A 21,076-nucleotide genomic window follows, 5' to 3' on the forward strand; every position below is an offset into this window, starting at 1 on the left:
ACCAGCAGTTTACTGCGTGGCGGTGGCAACCCCGACCATCGGCCCAATACGGTGAGACGTATGCAACCGCAGCAGCCTCCCCAGGCCTCCGCCACCGCCCCCGCGGGCGTTCCGACCAGCGGGTCTGTTATCGCGCCCGCGACCGCCGCGACACGCAGGACGCTCGATGTCGCGGTGGTGCAGTTCGATCCCTACACGGACAAGGATGCGAACCTGGCGTTGCTGCGCGCGCAGGTGCGCGAGGCGGCCGAGCACGGCGCGCGGGTGGTGATCGCGCCCGAGTATTCGATGTTCGCGGTGAAGCGGCTCGACGAGCGGGTCGTCGCGGCGGCCGAACCGCTCACCGGGCCGTACGTCACCGGGTTGCGCGGGTTGGCGGCGGAGTTCGGGGTGCATGTGGTGGCGGGCGTGGTGGAGGCGCCCGGCGCGATCGAGCGGGCCGACGGCGAGTCCGGGGAGGTATACAACACTCTCGTCGCCGCCGCGCCCGATGCCGAATTCGCGGCCGTCTACCGCAAGGTGCACCTCTACGACGCCTTCGGCTTCCTCGAATCCGATATCGTGCTGCCAGGTCCGATCGCCGAACCGGCGACCTTCACCGCCGATGGCGTCGTCTTCGGTCTGCAGACCTGCTTCGACCTCCGCTTCCCCGAGGGGTGCCGCCGGGTCGCCGCGGCCGGGGCGCAGGTGCTCGCCCTTCCCGCGCAATGGATTCCGGGCCCGGGCAAGGTCGACCAGTGGACGACGCTGCTGCGGGCGCGCGCCATCGAGAACACCGTCTACGTCGCCGCCGCCGATCATGCCGCGCCCCGCGGCGCGGGGGCCTCGATGATCGTCGATCCGGCGGGCCTGGTGCTGGCCGAACTCGGCGAGGCGCCCGGAATCGCCACCGCACGCGTCGATCTCGAGCACCTCGAGGCGATTCGTGCCGCCAATCCGAGCCTTACGCTGCGGAGATTCGCCGTTACGCCACTAGACTGAAAGCACCATGATCTATCCCGATCGGTTGGCCGCCGGTCGCTCGCTGGGTGGGTCGCTGCTGCACCTGCGAGCGTCGGACCCGCTGGTGCTGGGGCTGCCCCGGGGCGGGGTTCCGATCGCGGTCGGCGTGCACGCGGTGATCGGCGGTGAGGTCGACATTCTGCTCGTGCGCAAGCTCGGCGTGCCGTGGCAGCCGGAGCTGGCGATGGGCGCGATCGGCGAGGGCGGGGCGCGCGTGGTCAACGACGACGTCATCCGGCACAGTGGCGTGACACCCGATCAGATATCCGCCATCGAGGCCCTCGAGCGCGTGGAACTCGAACGGCGGCAACGCATTCTGCGTGATCGCCCGCCGATTCCCCTGAAGGACCGCTGCGTGGTGATCGTGGACGACGGGATGGCAACGGGCGCAACGGTCGCCGTGGCCTGCGAGGTGGCGAACCTGCACGAGCCCCGCCGCCTCACCGTCGCGGTTCCGGTCTCGTCCATCGAGGCCCTGCGCCGCATCCATCCCCTGACCGACGAGACCATCTGCCCCCTGGTGCCCCGGATCCTCGGTGGGGTGGGCGGCGCCTACGACGACTTCCACCAGCTCACCGACGACGAGGTCCTGGCTCTGCTCGCTAGGGCACCGGGATCTGGACCTGGGGCTCGGTCGGACCCTTCTGATCCGGCAGCGGGGCGTTGAAGTTCGGGTTGGGCGCGTTGTAGACCGTGATGGCCCCGACGGTGGGTGCCATCACGCAGGTGCCGCCCGGGTAGTTGACCGTGCCCCACATCACCGAGATCACGGTGCCCGGGCCCGTGGCGACCGTCTTGGACAAGCTCGGCAGCTTGTACTGGGTCATGTCGTTGAGCGGGGTGATGCCGCTGCGGCCGTTGCCGGTGTTGAGCCAGGCGACGTTCAGGCCCGACCCGATCGGGTAGCCCGCGGCGGAGGGGGTGGCCTGATAGCGCACGGTGCCGTAGCCGCCGTTGAGGCCGTTGCTGATCCCGTTGCTGCCCGCCTCGCCCGAGGCGATGGTCAGGCTGACCGGGTTCCCGGGGCATCCGAAGGTGGGCGCGGCGAAGAAGAACGGCTGGAACGCGCCCGCGATGTGATCCAGCTTGCTGGCGGTGAGCAGGCGCGAGGTCTCGGCCAGCTTGGTCACCGCGGCCTTGGCGGCCGCATTGGTTCCCGCGGCGGCGTCGAGGTGGTCGATCGCCGTGTCCACGGTGCTGTGGGCCGGGGTTGCCGGGCTGTGGGTCGGGGTGGGGGCCGGGGCGGCCGTACCGGTGCCCACGGCCGTCGCGGTTCCGAGGCCGATGCAGGCCGCTACCGCGGCCAGACGCGCGAGGGTCCTGCCGTTCACTCGTTGTACTCCTTAGTCGTGAACTCGTCTCGGCCGCCGTCTACACCCGGCCGGCCCGGGCGGCCGCGACCTACTTCCGGAGCAACCTACCAGCTCGCGCCCGGTCGGGTGCGGTGGACTACAGGCCGCCGGTCCGGTTCACCGATGTGACGCAGCCGACAGTTCCGCGCTACCGGGGAGTAAGTTCTACTACGAACAGCACTTTACTCCGCCACACCCGACACGGTGGGAGATGCCCATGAAACTTGCCATGTCACCCGATGCGGTTGCCTTCCGCGACGAACTGCGCGAGTTGTATCGGACCGTGATTCCCGAGTCCATCCGGGACAAGGTGAAGTACGGTCGCGAGCTCTCGCGCGAGGACATCCTCACCGCGCACCGGACCCTCAACGAGCACGGCCTCGCGGTTCCGAACTGGCCGGTCGAGTGGGGCGGTAAGAAGTGGACCCCGCTGCAGCGCCACATCTGGGAGGACGAGCTGCAGCTGGCGTGCGTGCCCGAGCCCCTGACGTTCAACGCCAACATGATCGGCCCGGTGATCGCGCAATTCGGCTCGCAGGAGCTCAAGGAGCGCTTCCTGCCGCCCACCGCGTCCCTGGACATCTGGTGGTGCCAGGGGTTCTCCGAGCCCGAGGCCGGCTCGGACCTGGCCTCGCTGCGCACCACCGCGGTGCGCGACGGCGACTCGTACATCGTCAACGGCCAGAAGACCTGGACCACCCTGGCCCAGTACGCCGACTGGATCTTCTGCCTGGCGCGCACCGATCCGAACGCGCCCAAGAAGCAGGCGGGCATCTCGCTGCTGCTGTTCGATGTGAAGACCCCGGGCGTGACGATCCGCCCGATCAAGCTGATCGACGGCCATCACGAGGTCAACGAGGTCTTCTTCGAGAACGTCCGGGTGCCCGCGGATCAATTGGTCGGCGAGGAGAACATGGGCTGGACCTACGCGAAGTTCCTGCTCGGCAACGAGCGCACGGGAATCACCGGTGTGGGCCGCACCAAGGTCAAGCTCGCGGTGGCGAAGGAGTATGCGGCACAAACGGTATCGGGTACGAGCACGCTGTTGAGCGATCCGGTGTTCGCCGCTCGGCTGGCCGAGCTGGAGAACGAGCTGCTGGCCTTGGAACTGACGCTGCTGCGGGTGGTGGCCAATTCCAGTGAGGGCAAACCGAATCCGGTCTCCTCGGTGCTCAAGCTGCGTGGTTCGGAGCTGCAGCAGGCCGCCACCGAACTGCTGCTGGACATCGCGGGCCCGGATGCGCTGCCGGTCGGCGCCCCATCGATCGCCTCGCCGGACTGGGCCCAGCGCAGCGGCCCCGGCTACCTGAACTACCGCAAGACCACCATCTACGGAGGATCGAGCGAGGTGCAGCGCACCATCATCGCCTCCACGATCCTCGGGCTGTAGCTACCCACCCCGATCGGCTCCGCAAGCTCCGCCGACCTACCATCCCCGCGAGAGGCCGCCGCCATGGATTTCGAACTCACCGATGAACAGGGCATGCTGCGCGACACCGTCCGCGAGCTGCTGGCGCGCAATTACGATCCGGAATCGCGCCTGAAGACGCTGGACACCGAGCTGGGCTGGAGCCGCGAGGTGTGGGCGCAGCTGGCCGAATTGGGCGTGCTGGGACTGAGTTTCGCCGAGGAGGACGGTGGGGTCGGCGCCGGGCCCGTGGAAACCATGGTCGTCATGGAGGAATTCGGCCGCCGGCTCGCGCCGGAACCGCTGCTGGATGCGGTGTTGCTGCCGGGTGGGCTGATCGCCCGCGCGGGCACCGCCGCGCAGCGCCGGCGCGTGCTGCCGGAGGTGGCGGCCGGGGACAAGTTGCTGGCCTTCGCTCACGACGAACCCGGAAGCAGGTGGCCGGCAGTGGAATTGACGACCACCGCGGTCGCCGACGGCGACGGATACCGGATCACCGGGCTGAAAAATCCGGTGCCGCACGGCGATTGCGCCGACCTGCTGGTCGTCAGCGCCGCGCTGCCGGACGGCGCGGCGGGGCTGTTCCTGGGCGCCCCCGATGCCGTGACACGCACTTCCTATCGCACCTTCGACGGCCTGCGTGGTGCCCAGCTCGAATTCGACGGCGCCCCTGCCGAACTGCTCGGCGAGCCCGGCGACGCGTCGGGCGCGATCCTCGACGGGATCGCCGCCGCGCAGGCGAGCCTGTGCGCGGAATCGGTCGGCGCGATGGCGGAGGCGCTCCGCCTGACCACCGAATATCTCAAGACCCGCAAGCAATTCGGGGTCACGCTGTCCAAGTTCCAGACCCTCACCCAGCGCGCGGCGACGATGTACGTCTCGCTGGAGCTCGCGCGCAGCATGAGCATGTACGCCACCGCCTCGCTCGCCGACGGGGATCCCGATCCGGTCGTCGCCTCGCGCGCCCGCCTGCAGGTGAGCCGCTCGGGCCGGCACATCAGCCAGGAGGCCATCCAGATGCACGGCGGGATCGGCATTACCGCCGAATATCCCGTCAGCCACTACGCCGCCCGGTTGACCGCGATCGAGCGCACCTTCGGCGGCGCGTTCGAACATCTGCGGGTGCTCACCGACCGGGTGGGGGAGTACGGGCTCGTCGAGCTGTAATCACCGGGGCCGACCTCCGCCGGCGGGCGCCGGGGGAGGTCAGGGCGGCCCGGACGGGGTGGTCGTGGAGTCGAACGGGTCGTCGGTGGTGATCGAGGGCGGCGGGATGTAGGCCGGGGCCGCGTAGCCGGGCCCGTCGCCCGGGGACTGGGCATAGCCCGGAGTGGTGGGCGCGAGCGGCACGGTGGTCGGCGTCCGCCGCGGCGGGGTGTTGACCGCGACCCGCCAGGACGGCGAGGGCGGGATGTACACCTCGTAGGTGGTCGACGTCGGGGCTCGGGTGCCGGCCGCGGATGGCAGATTCGCGGACAGCGGTGGCGGCGCGACGTAGGTGTCGTGGGGGCGAAGGCCGCACGCGCCGATCACGACGAGTCCGAGAGATATTGCGCCGGCGGCGATTGCGGGCCCGGCGACCTTGGGACCCAGGCGTCGTGGAGTGGTCTCGGCAACTAGATTGTCGCGCATGCCGCTGCCTCCGGGCCTGGCCTCATCGGGTGGTGTGGGGTCTCATCGGCGTGTTCCCCCACGTCCGCCGTCATGCCATGCATCGGTGTACAGCTCCTCAATAAAGTGTTCGCCTCACACTAACCGAGCGCCGGGGGGTCGGGCCAGACGAGTTGCGGCGTCGGCAAAATACCGATCGCATATGTCAAAGGTCTGTGACTCACATATCGAAACGGTCACTTCGGCGTGTCATGCGCGTGTCGTGTGGAGATTTGACAACGGAGACGTAGCGTGTTTGCAAAGTTACACGCACGACGCCGGAAATGTACCGAGGGACACCGCGAATTCTGTGCCCCGAAGTGCCGCGGCGTCACCGAGGAGTTGGTGATGGGAGCTTACTCGACGTCCCCGCTGCGTGCGGCGTCGCAGAACGATTCGGCCCCAACCGAATCCGCGCGCTCCGCCTGGGCGATCATCGCCCGCTTGATGGCCTGGCTGATCTTCGCCGGCGGTCTGGCGGGAGCGGTGATGGGCATTGTCGATCTACGGGTGCTGGTGACCGTCGCCGGTCTGATGCTCGCCTGCACCGCAGGGCTGGTCCTGCTGAAACTGCGCGCGGATTCCCACGGTTCCGCCTGAACGCGGAGGCCCTACGGATCCGCACAGTCATCGAGTGTGATTCGGCGGCGGCGCGATTCGGTGCCGTCGGCGGACCGGTCCGGCTTCGGGAGAACCGACCATCATTTCATGGTGCCTTGGCAGATAATGGGTTATGGCGGAACACGGCCACCGGGAGTTGCGGGAGCTGACGAACGCGGATTCGCTGCGACTTCTCGGGACCGTGCGATTCGGCCGAATCGCCTTCGCGCGCTACGCGTTGCCGACCATTCGTCCGGTGAACCACGTTGTGGACGGCGAGGACGTGATCGTGCACGCCAACCTCGGCATCGTGCCCCTGCACGTGGACCGGCAGGTCGTCTCCTATGAGGTCGACACGATCGACCACGAGACCCAGCTCGGCTGGTGCGTGATACTCACCGGCACCACCGCGGCCGTCACGGACCCGGCGGACATCGCGTACTACGAGCGCCTCATCGACCCGTGGCTGCCCGGCGCGCCCCACCGCATCATCCGGATCCAGCCCGACATCGTCACCGGAATCGAGCTGGTCGGGCACGCCGAGCTCCCCGATGCGGGACCGATCGCCACGCCATAACTCGTCGGCTATGGCTGGCGCACAACCCATTCGAAGGCATCGGCCTTGGAGACGGCGCCCTCGGCGGCGCGGGAGCGATTGGGTTCGCCGAGGTCGGTGAGCAGGTCGCGGGACAGGTCGACCAGGGTTGCCAGGGTGCCGGGGGTGAACCATTCCGGGCGGGTGGCGAACAGCAGGTCCTCGCTGGAGGTGTTGCCGCTGGCGCCGGGGGCGAAGGGGCAGCCGCCCAGGCCGCCGAGGGAGCCGTCGACCATGGTGGCGCCGGCGGCGAGGGCGGCCAGCGAATTGGCCACGCCCATGCCCCAGGTGTCGTGCCCGTGGAAGACGATGCGGCGGTGCGGTGTTCGCGACCGGACCGCGGCGACCAGGTCGGTGACCTGGGCGGGATGGGCCTGGCCCAGGGTGTCGGCGAGCACGATGTCGGTGGCGCCGGTTGCGCGGGGGTCGTTCGCGATCGCCAGCACCCGCTCCGGATCGATCGCGCCCTCGAACGGGCACGTGAAAGTCGTTGCCAGGCAGAGCTGAATGGACCCGCCCGCGGCCTGGGCCAGCCGGATCGCCTCGGGCATCGCGGCCAGGCTGTCCTCGGTGGTCCGCCCGATGTTGGCCTTGTTGTGGGAGTCGGAGACCGAGAAGCAGTACTGGAAGTTGCGCACACCCGCGGCCGCTGCCCGCTCGACGTGCCGCGGCGTGGCCACCCACACCCAGCAGCGTTGCAGCTCTTCGGGATCCAGTGCGGCGATCAGATCCATGGTGTTGGCCATCGGCGGAACCAGATCGGGGCGCGCCATCGAGCCGATCTCCAGGGCGGGCACGCCCAGGCCCAGCAGGGTGCGCACGATCTCGACCTTGCGCTCGGTCGGCAGCACCTTGCCGGTCAGTTGCAGGCCGTCTCGCAGCGTCACATCGCGCAGCATCAGTTCGCCTCCAGTGCATCGATATCCGCGTCCGACATGCCCAGCAGCCCGGACAGCACCTCGCGGGTGTGCGCGCCCAGGTCGGGGCCTACGCTGTGAATAGGCAGGGACTGCTCGCCGATCACCGGCACGATGCCGGGAAAGCCGACCGACTTCGGTTCCGGCTCACCGACATCGACCGGGAAATGCTGAATCATGTTGCGCGCCCGGTATTGCGCGTCCTCGGCGATATCGGCGGCGGTATAGATGGCGCCGCTCGGGATCGCGGCACCCTCCAGGATTTTCAGCGCCTCGTCCCGGGTGTGCCGACGCGTCCACTCGGCGATCGCGGCGTCCAGCCGCTCCCGGTGGCGCCAGCGCCCGGCGTTGTCGGCCAGCTCCGGGTCCGCGGCTAGATCGGGGCGATCGATGACCTGCATGTAACGCTGGAAGATGCTGTCGGCATTGCCGCCGATGATGATGCTCAGGCCGTCCGAACAGGGGTAGGCGTTGCTCGGAGCGATGCCCTCCATCCGGCCGCCGGTCCGCTCGCGGGTGATGCCGTAGGCGTAGTAGTCGGGCACCAGCGATTCCATCACCGACAGGATGGACTCGTTCAGCGCCACATCGATCACCCGCTGCGGCAGTGGAATTCGCTGGCCGGATCGTTCGCGCTGGAACAGCGCCATCACCGTGCCGAAGGCCGCGTAGATCCCGGCGATGGAATCGCCGATCGACACCCCGGTGCGCACCGGTGGCCGATCCGGATCGCCGATCAGCTCCCGCAGGCCGCCCACCGCCTCGGCGACGGCCGCGAATCCGGGCCGCTGCGACAGCGGCCCGGTCTGCCCGTAGGCGGAGATGCGGGTGATCACCAGATCCGGATTCGCCGCGCTCAGCACGTCCGGCCCCAGGCCCCACTTCTCCAGCATGCCCGGCCGGAAGTTCTCCAGCAGCACATCGCAGTGCGCGACCAGATCCAGCACGATCGACCGCCCGGCGTCCGAGCGCAGATCCAGCGTGATCGACTTCTTGTTCCGGTTGACCGTGCGGTACAGCATCGACGTGTCGCCGCCGTACAACCGCCAATTGCGCAGTTCGTCCCCGGTTTTCGGGCGTTCCACCTTGATTACCTCGGCGCCGAAGTCCCCGAGGATCCGGCCCGCGGTGGGCGCCGCGATGTAATTGCCCAGTTCCAGTACCCGAACCCCGTCCAGCGGCCGACTCTCCATGCGTCGATTGAACCAGCCGGGAGAGGTCGCCGACAGCCGCCCTCGGTCGGCAGGAACGCGGGGCACGCGATGACGTGCGTTGGGCGGATGCTCGGCCTGGCGTCGATCGCCTGTGGCCACGCTTCCTTCGTGCCGAGCTCCACGCGATAGGTCACCGCAGCCTTGCCGCTGGGCGCGAAGACGACCGCCTTGGTCGCCGACTCGGGCGTAGTGCGACGGACGACTGACCCGCACCGCTCGCGGCCGACATCGTCGACGCCGGGCCGGCGGTGGCGCGGGTCGATCACGCCGGCTCAACTCACAGCCCGAAGCTGCCGCTCGGAGGCAGGGGCAGGGCGGGCGCAGGCGGTAGATGGGGCTGAGCGGGGACGGCAGGTCCCGGGCCGACGTGGGGCCCAGAGGTTCCGTGATCGCCCTGACGGCACTGACCGGCGCGATTACATCCCGAGCGGTTGTATCCGAAGCGGTCGTAGCCGTAACGGTCGTAACCCCAGTGGTCGAATCCCGATCGGTCGTAACCGAATTGGTCGAATCCGTCGATGCCGTAGCCGTCGGGGCTGCACGGCGGCAGGCCGCAGTTCGCCACGGGCGGGGGTGGCGCGGGCACCGTGGGCATGGTCATCGTCGGCGTCGGCGGTGTGAAGGTCGGTGTCTGCGGGACCAGGGTCGGTACCGGTGCGAGGGACGTCGGCGGTGCCACCGCCGGGAGTGTTTCGGCCGGAATCGCGGGTACGTCCGGTGTTTGGGCCTCCGCGACGACGGCCAGGGCCAGCGCGGCGGGAACCGCCGCGAGCAATGCTGCATATCGCCAACGCCGCCGTGACCGCTGGGATGGGACGATCTCAGTGCCGATCCGTCCGGTACTCAATAGGATTCCTCTCCGCGGCCCGACCCGAGATTCAGCGTACCGACTGTTCGTTCCCGCGCCGAAAAGTCTCAGCCGCTTGGCAACTGGAGTTCAGGCGGCCCGCTCGATCACCGAATAGTGCTCGGCATTGCCCGCGATGACAGTGCTGGGACGGCCGTCGACGCCGACGGGGATATCGCCGGCCAGGGTGATGCGGGTGAGCCTGCGGTGCTCGGCGCCGTCGTAGTCGTCGATGGCGTAGTGCTGGGTGGCGCGGTTGTCCCAGATCGCGACGTCGCCCGGCGCCCAGTTCCAGCGGGTGGTGTGCTCGAGCCGGGTGACTCGATCCTGGAACAGGCGGAACAGCGCATCGGATTCGACCTTGTTCAGGCCGACGAACTGCTTGACGAAATGCCCCAGGAGCAGGGCGCGTTCGCCGGTTTCGGGATGTACGCGCACCACCGGATGCTCGGTCTCGAAGTAGGCCGATTCGAACTCGGCGCGATACGCCTGGGAGTTCGGGGTGGGTTCGGCGCCGTGGCGTGCGGCGTAGTCGTAGGTATTGGTGTGCCGCGCGCGCAGTCCCTCCGCGAGACGCCGCAGCGGTTCGGGCAGGGACTCGTAGGCGGCGACGGTGGATGCCCAGGTGGTGGAGCCGCCGTAGCTGGGCAGCGCGACCGCGCGCAGGATCGAGGCCTTCGGCACCCGGTCGACGAAGGTCACATCGGTGTGCCAGCTGTTGGCGCGCCCGGTTTCCGAGTCGATGGCCAGGCTCTTGACCCCGTGCGAGCTGACCGTCGGATGCGGGGTGGTGGGTGTGCCGAGCAACTGGGCGAACTCGTACTGGCCGTCCTCGGTCAGATGGTCCTGGCCGCGGAAGAAGATCACCTTGTGTGCGTTCAGCGCGTCCCGGACGGCCGCGACGGTCTGCGCGTCCAGATCCCCGCCGAGACGAACCTCGTCGATTCGCGCGCCGATGTGGGTGCTGAGCTTGACCACCCGAACGGATGTGCCGGTCTGTGCTGCGTCATCGGCGGACATGGAAGGCCTTTCGCTGGAGCGGGAATGCCTTGCGAGCACACCAGTTCGGCACGGCACGAACCAGGGTTGCCCTCACCTGGATCGAAACCGTCGCGGGGTGCGGCTCTTCCATCCAGAGGCGATCGACCAGATCGTTTCGGCGTCGCCCGCGCGCGTGGTCGGGCGTTTCAGCCGATGTGTTCGCGCAGGTAGGCCATGTCCTCGGCGACACCCTCGGCGGGAGTCTCCAGGATCACCGGCGCGTCGGCAGTGCGGCACACCTCGGCCAGCAGCTGCGGGTCGATGGTGCCGTCGGCAAAGTTCGCGTGACGGTCGGCGCCGGAATTGAATTCGTCGCGCGAGGAATTCAGGTGGACGAGGTCGATGCGGCCGGTGATGGCCTTGATCCGGTCGACGACGCCGACCAGCTCCTCGCCGCCTGCCCAGGCATGGCAGGTGTCCAGGCAGAAGCCCGCGCCGTACTCGCCGACCGCATCCCACAGTCGGGCGATGGAATCGAAATACCGGGCCATGGCGTGGTTTCCGCCGGCGGTGTTCTCGATCAGGATCGGCACCGCGAAACCGCCCTTGGCCTCCTGACGCTCGAACAGCTTGCGCCAGTTGTCGATACCGGTCTCGATCTCGCTGTCGGAGCGGACGTGCCCGCCGTGCACGACGAGGCCGAAGGCGCCCAGATCGGCGGCGGCCTGCGCCTGCTGTGCGACCGCCGTGCGCGAGGGCATGCGCAGGCGGTTGTTGGTGCTGGCCACATTGATCTGATACGACGAGTGCACCACCACATCGATGGGGCTCGACTTGATCTGCTCGGTGAGCGGATGGGGCGTGGGTTTCTCCCACCCCTGCGGGTCGATCACGAACATCTGGATGACCTCGGCGCCGAGCTCTTCACCGAAGCCGATCGGATCGCTGTCCTGCCTGACGTGGGCTCCAATGCGCATGGGACGAGGGTATAGCCACCCACCGACAGGTCGGCGCGCAGCAGCGGGATCGCCGCGGACCGAAGCGAAGGCCACGAGCACAGCTGCTATGGTTTCGGTGTTTCCCGTGGTCGGCACCAGGGCGGCGACGGAGTTCATGCGGTACGGCCGTGCGCTGGCGGGTCCCGGTGCGCGGCATGGGAAGTGGGAGCGCTGAAATGGTGGCCAACGGTGAGGTCTTCGCCGGATATCTTGTCGAGCAGTTGCTCGGTCGCGGGGGTATGGGCTCGGTCTACCTCGCCAAGCATCCCCGGCTGCCGCGCAAGACGGCGCTGAAGCTGCTCAACCGGGAGATGGTGTCCGACCAGGAGATTCGCGCCCGGTTCGAGCGCGAGGCCGATCTGGTCGCCCAGCTGGACCACCCCAATATCGTCACCGTGTACGACCGCGGCCTCGAGGACGGCCAGCTGTGGATCTCCATGCAGTACATCGACGGCATCGACGCCGCCAGCGTGGAACCGACGCGGCTGCCACCCGAGCGCGCGGTGCAGATCATCGCCGAGGTGGCCGAGGCGCTGGACTACGCGCACGGCAACGGCGTCATGCACCGCGACGTGAAGCCCGCGAACATGCTGCTGGCCCGCTCGACCGGGGGTAAGGGCGAGCGGGTCTACCTGACCGACTTCGGCATCGCGCGGCTGCGCGACGACGGCGGCCACCTCACCCAGACCGGCACCTTCACCGCGACCCTGACCTATGCCTCGCCCGAGCAGCTCACCGGCGCCCAGCTGGACGGCCGCTCGGACCAGTATTCGCTGGCCTGCAGCCTGTTCTGGCTGTTCACCGGCGCCGGTCCCTTCGCGGCGAGCAATCCCGCGGCCGTGATCCGCGGGCATCTGCAGGAGCCGCCACCACCGCTGAGCACGGTGCGTCCCGGACTGCCCCCGGGGTTGGACGCGGTGCTGATGAAGGCGATGGCCAAACGCCCGGACGACCGGTTCGCCAGCTGTGCGGATTTCGCCGCCGCCGCCCGGCGGGCCCTGGCCCTGCCCAGCGCGCCGCAGATGCCGGTCGCGCCGCGGGCGTACACCGGTCCCGCGATGCAGGCGGTCAACCAGCCGATGGGACCGCGCACCGGTCAGCCGATGCCGAATCAGGCGCCCATGCCGACCGCGGGCCCCATGCAGATGCCGACCGCGGCCCCGGTGCCCGCGCCGATGCCGAATCCGATGCCGCAGCCGATGTACACCCAGCAGAATGCGCCCTTCGCCCAGCAGGGCAACTTCGGCGGATACGCACCGGCGCAGATTCCACAGCGCAAATCCAATACGGGTCTGATCATCGGCATCATCATCGGTGCGGTGATCCTGCTGCTCATCGTGCTGATCATCATCGGTTCGGTGGGCTGAACCCACCGGTCCCACGGGCTCATCCTTCCCCCGGCAGGAGGACCCGGGACAATTGGGGGCTATTCCCGATAGCGCGGCCGGGCCGGTTTCGGAACACTGGACAGCATGACTGCCGATGCCGTGGGCACCGAAACCTCAGCCGCCGCCGAAGGCGGCGCTTCCGTGCAGGACAACATTGCTTCCGCCGCAGCCGACCCGGTCCGCATCGCGGCCCGGGCCGTCGACCTGGTCAAGCTGTACGGCATGGGGGATACCCAGGTCCGGGCCCTGGACGGGGTGAGCGCCGACTTCGCACCGCGCGAGTTCACCGCGATCATGGGTCCGTCCGGCTCGGGTAAATCCACGCTGATGCACTGCCTGGCCGGGCTCGACGCGGCCACGTCCGGCACCGTGCAGATCGGCGACACCGACCTGACCACCCTGTCCGACAAGCAGATGACGCGGTTGCGCCGCGACCGGATCGGCTTCGTCTTCCAGGCGTTCAACCTAGTGCCGACACTGACGGCGCTGGAAAACATCACCCTGCCGCTGGATATCGCGGGCCGCAAACCGGATCAGGAGTGGCTCGAGACCGTGATCAAGCGCCTGGGCCTGGGGGATCGGCTCTCGCACCGCCCCAGCGAGCTGTCCGGCGGCCAGCAGCAGCGGGTCGCGTGTGCACGGGCGCTGGCGGGCAAGCCCGACATCATCTTCGGCGACGAGCCCACGGGCAATCTGGACTCGCGGTCCTCGGGCGAGGTGCTCTCGATCCTGCGCGCGGCGGTGGACGAATTCGGGCAGACCGTCGTGATCGTCACCCACGAGCCGCACGCGGCCTCCTTCGCCGACCGGGTGATCTTCCTGGCCGACGGCCGCATCGTCGACGAACTGCGTGATCCCACCGCCGAATCGGTGCTCGACCGGATGAAAAAGCTGGAGAACCTGTGATGGCCATGGGCCCGATGCCCAAGGTTGCCCTGCGCAATCTGGCGGCGCACAAGGTGCGCCTCGCGTTGACCGTGCTGTCGGTGATCCTCGGAACCGCCTTCATCGCGGGATCCTTCATCTTCACCGACACCCTGCAGCGCACCTTCGACGGCATCTTCGCCAGCCAGGCCCAGGGCGTCGACGTCCGGGTCGAGCCCAAGGCGCAGCAGTCGCTGGGTGTTCCGGTCGACGTGGTGAATACCGTCTCCGCGACACCGGGCGTGCGCGCGGTGGCGCCCGCGACGCAGGGGCCGATCGTGCTGCTGAAGAACGGGCACGCGGTGCAGACCGGCGGCGCGCCGAGCTGGGGGCAGTCCTATCTGCCGCCGGACCGGGCGGTCGCCGATCCGGCCAAGTTCGTCGCGGGTGTGCCGCCCGCCCAGCCGGGGCAGGTGGCGATCAATTCGGGTGGGGCGCAGCGGGCCGGGCTGTCGGTCGGCGATCACGTCACGATCCTGGTGCCGTCGAAGGGCAATATCGACGTCACCGTCAGCGGTATCTACACCCTGTCCTCGGACAGCGGCGGCTTCATCGGGGTCCTGTTCGACGATGCCCAGGCACGCGAGCTGTTCACCGACGGGCAGCACGTGGCGTACGTGGATATCGCTGTCGCGAAGGGAGTTTCGGCGGATACCGTGCGCGACCGGCTGGCACTGGTACTGCCGGATTACAAGGTCCACGACGGCACCCAGGTGCGCGCGGATCTGAAGGCGCAGGTCGGCAACGCGCTGAAATTCGTGAACTACTTCCTGCTCGCCTTCGGCGCGATCGCGCTGCTGGTGGGCACGTTCATCATCTACAACACCTTCTCGATGATCGTGGCGCAACGGCTGCGGGAGCTGGCGCTGCTGCGCGCGGTCGGTGCGAGCCGCGGGCAGGTGGGCTGGTCGGTGGTCGCGGAGGCCGCGGTCATCGGATTGATCGGCAGCGCACTGGGTCTGGCCTGCGGGATCGGCCTGGCGTTCGGACTCTCCGGTCTGCTCAATGCCTTCCATCTCGGGCTGCCCACCGGATCCATGCAGGTGCTGCCGCGTACCGTGCTGGCGGCGCTGGGCCTCGGGCTGGTGGTCACCGTCGGCAGCGCATACGCGCCGGCGCAGCGGGCGGCGAAAATTCCGCCCGTGGAGGCGATGCGCGAGGAGTTCGCCTCGGCCGGGGAGTCGCTGCGTTTGCGCACGGGCATCGGGGCCGTGCTGGCGGTCGTCGGGATCGTGCTCGTCGTGCTCGGCTCCCGGCACACCGGCGGCAATGCCGCGCTGGTCGTCGGAATCGGCGCGGCGGCACTGGTTTTCGCCGTGCTGTTCGCCTCGCCCGCGATATCGCGGCCGGTGCTGACGGCGCTCGGGGTGCTGACGCGGCCCTTCGGGCCGATCGGGCGGATGTCGCGGAACAATGCCGTGCGAAATCCGCGGCGCACCGCCGCGACCGCGTTCGCGCTCACCCTCGGGTTGATGCTGGTCTCCGCGATCGGAATGCTCGGCTCCTCGGCCAAGGCCAGCGTCAGCGATCTGGTCGACAAGGGGGTCAAGGCGGACTACATCCTGACCGGGCCGCAGCTCATCGGGGTGCCCCTGGACGCGTCCAAGGCCGCGAAATCCGTTGCGGGCGTTACCGATGTGGTGGCGTTCCGGGGCGTGGCGATGAAGGTCGGCGACCAGCAGGTGTACGGAATCTCGCCCGACGGACCGATGAGCCCGGTGCTGAACTACGAGATGCGCAGCGGCAGCGGCACGCTCGGCGGCAACGCCATCCAGGTCTCGGAAACCGAAGCCGGGAAGCATAATTGGCACGCCGGGCAGAACGTGCAGCTGACCGGGCTGGACGGGACGAAGTTTCGAGTGGCGGTGTCCGGGATCTACAAGGACACACAGCTGCTCGGGTCCATGGTGGTGTCGCCGGCCCTGTACGAGCAGGTGATGCCGGTCGCCTTCCGCACCGACGTGCTGGTGCTGATCACCGCCGCCCCCGGCGCCGACCTGAACCTCATGCGGGCGAATCTGGTCAAGGCGACCGACCCGTATGTCGTTGTGCAGGTGGAGGACCGCGAGGAATTCAAGGGCTCCGAGGGTAAGCAGATCGACACCATGCTCGCGATCCTGTACGGGCTGCTGGCGCTGGCGGTGGTGATCGCGGTGCTGGGCATCGTCAACACCCTCGCGCTCTCGGTGGTGGAACGCCGCCGCGAGATCGGGATGCTGCGCGCGGTCGGCATGCTGCGGCCGCAGGTCCGCCGGACGATCTACCTCGAGTCGATGCTGATCGCGGTGTTCGGCGCGGTCGTGGGCGTGGTGCTGGGCCTCGGACTGGGCGTCGGATTCCTGCGCACGCTCAGCGAGCTGGGTATCAGCACGATTACCGTGCCGTGGGGGCAGATCGCGCTGATGCTGATCGGTTCGGGTGTGGTCGGCGTGCTGGCCGCGTTGTGGCCGGGGATTCGCGCCGCGCGCACGCCGCCGCTGGCGGCCATTGCCGATCTGTGAGGGGCGCTTACGGACCGACCGGAGGGGCAGCGGCAGGGTAGTTCAGCGGGTTTGCGGGCCTACCACGCCAACGGCCTTCTTCGCGGCCGCGGCCTCGATCATCGTGCGCGACGTCCCGCGCGGGCTGTTGATCGCCGAATCTCCCGCCAGCGAACCGCCGATCGCCCACTGCTGCTTCGGCAACGACTCGCCCTGGCGGTCCGTCGAAGGCGAAGGAATCCTCGCCGCCGACTCCATCCGGGCCGAAGTTCTGCCGGATCTCGTTGAGCGACAACGATTCCACGGGCGCACCAAGGGCGTCGCCGATTGCCCCGCCGAGCAGGCAGCCGTGCACGATCGGGTAGCGGGTGGAGGGGACGCCGGCATCGCCGGGCGGAGCGGCGAACTCCGGGCCATGACATCGGCGTGGCGGATATGCATACGTCCGGTCTGTAGACCGTAGGATCGGCCCTGTCCCGGTTGCTTATTCCTGCGATGTTCGGACAAGGAGTGTCGAGACTATGAATCCCTTCGGCATGATCGGCGGACTGCTCAACATTCTGAACTCGGGTTCAGGCGTGGCCCAGTCCGTCATGGGTTTACTGGAGAGCATTGCTTCCTTCGGCAGCAGCGACTTCGGCGCCTGATCAGCCCACGTTGCTGTTGGCCCAGCGCTGCACGTCGCCGCGGTCCAGGGCGACGGCCAGTAAGTCCGGGAATTTATCAGGGGTGCAGGCGAAGGCCGGTACGCCTAAGGCGGCCAGGGCCGTGGCGTTGCCGTGGTCGTAGGAGGGGGCGCCGTCGTCTGACAGGGCGAGCAGCACCAGCACCTGCACGCCGGATTCCTTCATGGTCGCGATGCGGCGCAGCATCTCCTCGCGGACGCCGCCCTCGTACAGATCGGAGATCAGTACGAACAGGGTGTCGGCCGGGCGGGTGATGAGCTGCTGGCAGTAGGCGATCGCCCGGTTGATGTCGGTGCCGCCGCCGAGCTGGGTGCCGAACAGCACCTCGACCGGATCCGAGAGCTGGTCGGTCAGGTCGGCCACGGCCGTGTCGAAGACCACCAGCGAGGTCTTCAGCGATCGCATCGAGGCCAGCACCGCGCCGAATACCGAGGCGTACACCACGCTCGAGGCCATCGAACCGGATTGGTCGATCGCCAGGACGACGTCGCGGTGCACGGCCCGGGCCTTGCGCCCGTACCCGACCAGCCGCTCCGGCACGACCGTGCGATGCTCGGGCAGGTAATGGGCGAGATTTCGGTGGATGGTGCGGTCCCAGTCGATGTCGCGTAGCCGGGGGCGCGAGACGCGAGCGGCCCGGTTCAGCGCCCCCGACACCGCGGCGACGGTGCGGGCGGCGATGCGCCGCTCGATCTCGCGCACCACCTTCTCCACCACCGTGCGCGCGGTGGATCGGGTGGTCTCGGGCATCACCCGGTTGAGGCTCAGCAGGGTGCCGACCAGGTGCACATCGGGTTCGACCGCCTCGAGCAGTTCCGGCTCGAGCAGCAGCTGGGTGAGGTCGAGCCGCTGCACCGCATCGCGCTGCATCACCTCCACCACGGTGGACGGGAAGTAGGTGCGGATATCGCCGAGCCACCGCGCCACCTTGGGCGCCGAACCGCCCAGGCCGCCGGAGCGCTTCTCCGTTGCCGCGAGTTCGTCGGCGTTGTAGAGCGCCGTGAGGGAGCGATCCATGGCGGAGTCGTCGCCGGAACCGAGCCCGCCGAGGGATGATTCCGCGGCGGTGCCGAGCACCAGACGCCAGCGGCGGGCCTGCGCCTCATCGGGATCCGTCAAGTCGTCCGCCTTTCCGTCCGTGATCGCGTGGGAGACCGCCGGCACATCAGTTCACCGCCAGGATTTGGGTGACTGAGCGCAGGGCCGAGATGCCGCGATCGAGGTCGTAGTCCACGGACCGCCGCCGGTCGGCCGCGACCGGCCCGCCGTCGCGGACGGCCTGCGCGATGGCCTGGCGCTCGCCGGATTCGAAGGCGCCGAAGGTGCGGCGCAGCAGCGGGAGGGTCGCGACGAACTGATTCTCGTCCAGGCCGCGGAGCCAGGTGTCGATGCGGCTCAGCAGATCTCGGTCGTGCACCAGCAACAGGCCGCGGCCGCCGAGGAAGCCGTCGATCCAGGCCGCCTTCTCCGCGGGCGCGTGGCCCACCGACAGCGCGGCCGAGAGCCGGCGGGCGGACTCGGCGTCGTCGAAGATGCCCGCATCGGATAGCAGCCGCACCGCGCGACCCACCAGGGCGCCGTGCACGTCGTCCCGGTCGGCGAGTGTGTGCAGGGCGCCATGCCATTCGGCGGTCGCCCACGTGTCGTCGCGGGTGGCCAGCGCCAGATGGGCGGCATCGAGCTGGGTGCGCAGCGCGGTGGCGGCATCGGCGTCGAGACCGGTGACGGCCCGCGGCAAGCCCGCGCAGATGCGGACCAGCAGGCCATCGGCGACGTGCGCCAGGGCCTCGACATCGGTGCCCCGGACGTCGCCGTAGCGCAGGGTGCGCACCAGGCCCGGCAGGGCGGCCAGCAGATTGGTGACGTCGTGGTCGAGGGCGGCCACCGCGGCCAGCCGGGCGACCAACTGCTCGACGGCCCCACCGAGATCCGCGAGCAGGGCCAGTTCCAGCGCGCCGCTCACCCCGCCGACCGAGGCCTGCGGCGAGGCGACCACATCCAGGATCTTCGCCTCGGCCGCCGCGAGAATCGTGGTGCCCCAGCGCGAGGCCTCGATGACCGCCACGGCGAGTTCGGGCTCCCAGCGCAGCGTCCACGTCTCGCGGAAGGTGCCGGCATTGCGCACCTCGCTCGATGCCGGTGTGCCCCAACCTATTCGGAGCAGGCGCAGCCGGTGGAGCAGATGCGAGCGCGCCACGTCGCGATCCTTGCGCAGATCCAGGTCCAGCTGCCGGGACAGCGCCTGCCGGGTCAGGCGCAGCGTGCGGGCCCGCGCTCGCAGGTCCGCTTCCAGCGGCACCGCCGGGGTGCTGTCCGGCACCGTTCCCAGGGCCTCGCCGATCACCAGTTCCTCGCCGATCAGTCGCAGCTTGGCCTCGTCGCCCTCGCACAGCACCGAGCGAGTGGCGTCGGTGACCTCCGACAGTCCGGGCAGCGGGCGCCCCCGCAGCGCGGCGAGAGTGTCTGCCAGACGGACGGATTCGATGATGTGCGCGCTGGATACCGGCAGGTCGTGCGCGCGCAGGGTCACCGCCACCTTGGTGAGCCACCGCGCGATCGGCCGATCCGTCTCGGTGAACAGGTGGTGGTACCAGCCGGGCGAGGTCACACCCGCCCCGTACCCGGAGGCCCCCGCAAGCCGCGAATGCGTCCACGGCACCCACGTCAGCGAGGTCTTGGCCTTCGGCAATCCCTTGAGCAGCACCGCATCCGGCGCCGCGGGCCCCAACTTCCCCGCCAGCGCGGGCGCATGCCATGCCCCGCAGACCACCGCCAGCCGCCGCGCACCGCCCTTGAGCGCCTTGCGCATCGTCTGCCGCATGTACGCCTCGCGCCGCAGCGTGTGCGTGTCGATCGGGCCGCCGATGAGGTGCTCGAGTGAATCCTTCAGGGCCGGTTGCGAATCGGACCGGGTCGCCGTTGCCGCAGAACTGTCTGGAGTGGCGGGTGGGCTACCGGCGGCGGCTCGGTCGTCCGTGCCGGATTGCGGGGCGGCGGGACTCGATGGTCGCGAAGCCTGACGGGCCGGAGTGGTCGCTGTCGATGGGGTGACCGAGGGCTCGGAAGCGCTGCCCTCTGCACTGTGGGAGCCACCGGTGTCGGTGATGTCGGCTGCATTGGATTCTGCGGCGGGAGGTTCCTCGGGGGATGCTTCGCTCGCTGCCTCCCGCAGCGCGCCCATCGCCTCCAGGATTGCCTCGAAAACGTCTGCGTCGGCCGAGGATTCGATGATCGCATCCCACCATCGCTCGGGGTCGTCGTATCCCGCGGCGGCGGCGAGGGCCGCCAGCGGATCGCCGCGACCGGCGTGCTCGTCCTCCGCCGCCAACGTGTTGGCGGCGGGCAGATCGCAGAAGCGCACTGGGACATCGTGTTCGGCGGCGTAGCGCAGTGCCTGCCACTCCGGGGAGAACACCGCGAACGGCCAGAACGCCGCGCGCGCGGGCGAATCCGGGAGGTAGGCCAGCAGGGCGACCGGGGGCGCCATGCCCTCGGCGGCGACATACGCGATCAGCGGGTCGGCGTCGGCCGGACCTTCGATGAGGATTATGTCGGGGCGAAAGCGCTCCAGCGCCAGGCTGAGCGAGCGCGCCGAGCCCGGGCCGTGGTGGCGGATTCCGTACACCCGCGTCTGCGGCACCGAGTCGTCGTCGACTTGTGCGCCGAAGTGCTGAGATTCGGATGCTGTGCGAGTCGATCCCATGTCAAGCGCCTCGTCGTCGCGGCACCATGTGCTGATGCGTCGAGTCCGATATGAAGACGCGGCTGGAGTGTCCGATCCGGGCAACCCGGAGCGAGTGCACCGTCGCGGCCGGTCCGGTCGATTCCATGTCAGGCCTCCCGGCGCTGCGGCGATACCCGGTGCAGACGGGTGAGTGCGCTGCCGAGGCGTGCCGGGAGTGTTGGATTCCGGCCATCCGTATCGAATGTGGTTGCGCGGCGGGTCGAGCCGATTCCATGTCAGGTCTCCCGTCGTTGGGGCGATACCCGGTGCGGATGCAGCGCCCTCGCAGTTGGACCGTGGCGCGGGTGCC

The 21,076-nt window shown here is 69.1% G+C and carries 20 protein-coding genes and 1 pseudogene; 10 read left to right on the forward strand and 11 right to left on the reverse strand.

What is annotated here, in order from left to right:
* Window positions 1–60 precede the first annotated feature (60 nt).
* Window positions 61–981, forward strand: a complete 921-nt coding sequence (locus ABH933_RS14350; protein WP_429422780.1) for a carbon-nitrogen hydrolase family protein — start codon at window positions 61–63, stop codon at window positions 979–981.
* Between the two features lie 7 nt (window positions 982–988).
* On the forward strand, window positions 989–1,669 hold the full coding sequence (locus tag ABH933_RS14355) for a phosphoribosyltransferase (RefSeq protein ID WP_429422779.1): 681 nt from the start codon (window positions 989–991) through the stop codon (window positions 1,667–1,669).
* On the opposite strand, the gene ABH933_RS14360 is transcribed toward ABH933_RS14355, so the two are convergent.
* The gene (locus ABH933_RS14360; RefSeq protein ID WP_429422777.1) at window positions 1,605–2,333 is read right to left on the reverse strand and encodes a hypothetical protein; all 729 of its coding nucleotides are present in this window, start codon (window positions 2,331–2,333) and stop codon (window positions 1,605–1,607) included. The genes ABH933_RS14355 and ABH933_RS14360 overlap by 65 nt on opposite strands.
* 238 nt (window positions 2,334–2,571) lie before the next feature.
* Between ABH933_RS14360 and ABH933_RS14365 the strand changes: the two genes are divergently transcribed.
* Both ABH933_RS14365 and ABH933_RS14370 read left to right on the forward strand, forming a co-directional pair.
* Window positions 2,572–3,744, forward strand: coding sequence for an acyl-CoA dehydrogenase family protein (locus ABH933_RS14365; protein ID WP_429422776.1), 1,173 nt, complete (start codon window positions 2,572–2,574; stop codon window positions 3,742–3,744).
* Window positions 3,745–3,807: 63 nt separating this feature from the next.
* Window positions 3,808–4,929, forward strand: coding sequence for an acyl-CoA dehydrogenase family protein (locus ABH933_RS14370; protein WP_429422774.1), 1,122 nt, complete (start codon window positions 3,808–3,810; stop codon window positions 4,927–4,929).
* A 39-nt stretch (window positions 4,930–4,968) separates the two neighbouring features.
* Here the strand turns inward: ABH933_RS14370 and ABH933_RS14375 are convergent, their stop codons facing one another.
* On the reverse strand, window positions 4,969–5,394 hold the full coding sequence (locus ABH933_RS14375) for a hypothetical protein (RefSeq protein ID WP_429422772.1): 426 nt from the start codon (window positions 5,392–5,394) through the stop codon (window positions 4,969–4,971).
* Between the two features lie 366 nt (window positions 5,395–5,760).
* Here ABH933_RS14375 and ABH933_RS14380 point away from each other — a divergent pair, with 366 nt between their 5' ends.
* Window positions 5,761–6,012, forward strand: a complete 252-nt coding sequence (locus tag ABH933_RS14380) for a hypothetical protein (RefSeq protein ID WP_215918474.1) — start codon at window positions 5,761–5,763, stop codon at window positions 6,010–6,012.
* Window positions 6,013–6,145: 133 nt separating this feature from the next.
* The gene (locus ABH933_RS14385) at window positions 6,146–6,589 is read left to right on the forward strand and encodes a pyridoxamine 5'-phosphate oxidase family protein (protein ID WP_429422769.1); all 444 of its coding nucleotides are present in this window, start codon (window positions 6,146–6,148) and stop codon (window positions 6,587–6,589) included.
* Window positions 6,590–6,597: 8 nt separating this feature from the next.
* On the opposite strand, the gene ABH933_RS14390 is transcribed toward ABH933_RS14385, so the two are convergent.
* From ABH933_RS14390 to ABH933_RS14410, 5 genes are all read right to left on the reverse strand, one after another.
* Window positions 6,598–7,506 carry a hydroxymethylglutaryl-CoA lyase gene (locus tag ABH933_RS14390; protein WP_429422767.1) on the reverse strand — a complete coding sequence of 303 codons (909 nt, stop codon included), beginning with the start codon at window positions 7,504–7,506 and terminating at the stop codon, window positions 6,598–6,600.
* Entirely contained in the window at window positions 7,506–8,717 is a 1,212-nt protein-coding gene (locus ABH933_RS14395) for a CaiB/BaiF CoA transferase family protein (protein WP_429422765.1), read from the reverse strand. The genes ABH933_RS14390 and ABH933_RS14395 overlap by 1 nt, the downstream gene beginning before the upstream one ends.
* 298 nt (window positions 8,718–9,015) lie before the next feature.
* A complete protein-coding gene (locus ABH933_RS14400; RefSeq protein WP_429422763.1) occupies window positions 9,016–9,585 on the reverse strand; it encodes a hypothetical protein in 570 nt (189 codons plus the stop codon).
* 90 nt (window positions 9,586–9,675) lie between these two features.
* Complete coding sequence (locus tag ABH933_RS14405) at window positions 9,676–10,605, reverse strand: TauD/TfdA dioxygenase family protein (protein WP_429422761.1); 930 nt, start codon at window positions 10,603–10,605, stop codon at window positions 9,676–9,678.
* A 167-nt stretch (window positions 10,606–10,772) separates the two neighbouring features.
* A complete protein-coding gene (locus tag ABH933_RS14410) occupies window positions 10,773–11,543 on the reverse strand; it encodes a deoxyribonuclease IV (RefSeq protein ID WP_429422759.1) in 771 nt (256 codons plus the stop codon).
* A gap of 197 nt (window positions 11,544–11,740) precedes the next feature.
* On the opposite strand from ABH933_RS14410, the gene ABH933_RS14415 reads away from it, so the two are divergent.
* From ABH933_RS14415 to ABH933_RS14425, 3 genes are all read left to right on the forward strand, one after another.
* On the forward strand, window positions 11,741–12,931 hold the full coding sequence (locus tag ABH933_RS14415) for a serine/threonine-protein kinase (RefSeq protein WP_429422756.1): 1,191 nt from the start codon (window positions 11,741–11,743) through the stop codon (window positions 12,929–12,931).
* A 243-nt stretch (window positions 12,932–13,174) separates the two neighbouring features.
* On the forward strand, window positions 13,175–13,858 hold the full coding sequence (locus ABH933_RS14420) for an ABC transporter ATP-binding protein (RefSeq protein WP_429423197.1): 684 nt from the start codon (window positions 13,175–13,177) through the stop codon (window positions 13,856–13,858).
* A gap of 14 nt (window positions 13,859–13,872) precedes the next feature.
* Window positions 13,873–16,377 (forward strand): ABC transporter permease, encoded by a 2,505-nt coding sequence (locus ABH933_RS14425; protein ID WP_429422755.1) that lies wholly within the window; start codon window positions 13,873–13,875, stop codon window positions 16,375–16,377.
* A 42-nt stretch (window positions 16,378–16,419) separates the two neighbouring features.
* Here the strand turns inward: ABH933_RS14425 and ABH933_RS14430 are convergent, their stop codons facing one another.
* Together ABH933_RS14430 and ABH933_RS14435 are read right to left on the reverse strand one after the other, a co-directional pair.
* Window positions 16,420–16,560 carry a hypothetical protein gene (locus tag ABH933_RS14430; RefSeq protein ID WP_429423220.1) on the reverse strand — a complete coding sequence of 47 codons (141 nt, stop codon included), beginning with the start codon at window positions 16,558–16,560 and terminating at the stop codon, window positions 16,420–16,422.
* 13 nt (window positions 16,561–16,573) lie between these two features.
* A pseudogene (locus ABH933_RS14435) lies at window positions 16,574–16,711 on the reverse strand (ADP-ribosylglycohydrolase family protein); the annotation flags it as partial.
* A 166-nt stretch (window positions 16,712–16,877) separates the two neighbouring features.
* On the opposite strand from ABH933_RS14435, the gene ABH933_RS14440 reads away from it, so the two are divergent.
* Window positions 16,878–17,003, forward strand: a complete 126-nt coding sequence (locus tag ABH933_RS14440; protein WP_429422753.1) for a hypothetical protein — start codon at window positions 16,878–16,880, stop codon at window positions 17,001–17,003.
* On the opposite strand, the gene ABH933_RS14445 is transcribed toward ABH933_RS14440, so the two are convergent.
* Both ABH933_RS14445 and ABH933_RS14450 read right to left on the reverse strand, forming a co-directional pair.
* Window positions 17,004–18,161, reverse strand: coding sequence for a VWA domain-containing protein (locus ABH933_RS14445; RefSeq protein WP_429422752.1), 1,158 nt, complete (start codon window positions 18,159–18,161; stop codon window positions 17,004–17,006).
* Window positions 18,162–18,207: 46 nt separating this feature from the next.
* Window positions 18,208–20,745, reverse strand: coding sequence for a DUF5682 family protein (locus ABH933_RS14450; RefSeq protein ID WP_429422749.1), 2,538 nt, complete (start codon window positions 20,743–20,745; stop codon window positions 18,208–18,210).
* Window positions 20,746–21,076: the final 331 nt, after the last annotated feature.

The sequence above is a fragment of the Nocardia sp. GP40 genome (assembly GCF_050434125.1).
Classification (GTDB): Bacteria; Actinomycetota; Actinomycetes; order Mycobacteriales; family Mycobacteriaceae; genus Nocardia; species Nocardia albiluteola.

Excerpts from the sequence above, each read along its gene's own strand:
- ABH933_RS14395 (WP_429422765.1), bottom strand. The coding sequence starts at position 8,717 with ATGGAGAGTCGGCCGCTGGACGGGGTTCGGGTACTGGAACTGGGCAAT.
- ABH933_RS14375 (WP_429422772.1), bottom strand. The coding sequence starts at position 5,394 with ATGCGCGACAATCTAGTTGCCGAGACCACTCCACGACGCCTGGGTCCC.
- ABH933_RS14385 (WP_429422769.1), top strand. The coding sequence starts at position 6,146 with ATGGCGGAACACGGCCACCGGGAGTTGCGGGAGCTGACGAACGCGGAT.
- ABH933_RS14405 (WP_429422761.1), bottom strand. The coding sequence starts at position 10,605 with ATGTCCGCCGATGACGCAGCACAGACCGGCACATCCGTTCGGGTGGTC.
- ABH933_RS14365 (WP_429422776.1), top strand. The coding sequence starts at position 2,572 with ATGAAACTTGCCATGTCACCCGATGCGGTTGCCTTCCGCGACGAACTG.
- ABH933_RS14410 (WP_429422759.1), bottom strand. The coding sequence starts at position 11,543 with ATGCGCATTGGAGCCCACGTCAGGCAGGACAGCGATCCGATCGGCTTC.
- ABH933_RS14420 (WP_429423197.1), top strand. The coding sequence starts at position 13,175 with ATGGGGGATACCCAGGTCCGGGCCCTGGACGGGGTGAGCGCCGACTTC.
- ABH933_RS14350 (WP_429422780.1), top strand. The coding sequence starts at position 61 with ATGCAACCGCAGCAGCCTCCCCAGGCCTCCGCCACCGCCCCCGCGGGC.
- ABH933_RS14425 (WP_429422755.1), top strand. The coding sequence starts at position 13,873 with ATGCCCAAGGTTGCCCTGCGCAATCTGGCGGCGCACAAGGTGCGCCTC.
- ABH933_RS14440 (WP_429422753.1), top strand. The coding sequence starts at position 16,878 with ATGAATCCCTTCGGCATGATCGGCGGACTGCTCAACATTCTGAACTCG.
- ABH933_RS14355 (WP_429422779.1), top strand. The coding sequence starts at position 989 with ATGATCTATCCCGATCGGTTGGCCGCCGGTCGCTCGCTGGGTGGGTCG.
- ABH933_RS14370 (WP_429422774.1), top strand. The coding sequence starts at position 3,808 with ATGGATTTCGAACTCACCGATGAACAGGGCATGCTGCGCGACACCGTC.
- ABH933_RS14450 (WP_429422749.1), bottom strand. The coding sequence starts at position 20,745 with ATGGGATCGACTCGCACAGCATCCGAATCTCAGCACTTCGGCGCACAA.
- ABH933_RS14415 (WP_429422756.1), top strand. The coding sequence starts at position 11,741 with ATGGTGGCCAACGGTGAGGTCTTCGCCGGATATCTTGTCGAGCAGTTG.
- ABH933_RS14380 (WP_215918474.1), top strand. The coding sequence starts at position 5,761 with ATGGGAGCTTACTCGACGTCCCCGCTGCGTGCGGCGTCGCAGAACGAT.
- ABH933_RS14390 (WP_429422767.1), bottom strand. The coding sequence starts at position 7,506 with ATGCTGCGCGATGTGACGCTGCGAGACGGCCTGCAACTGACCGGCAAG.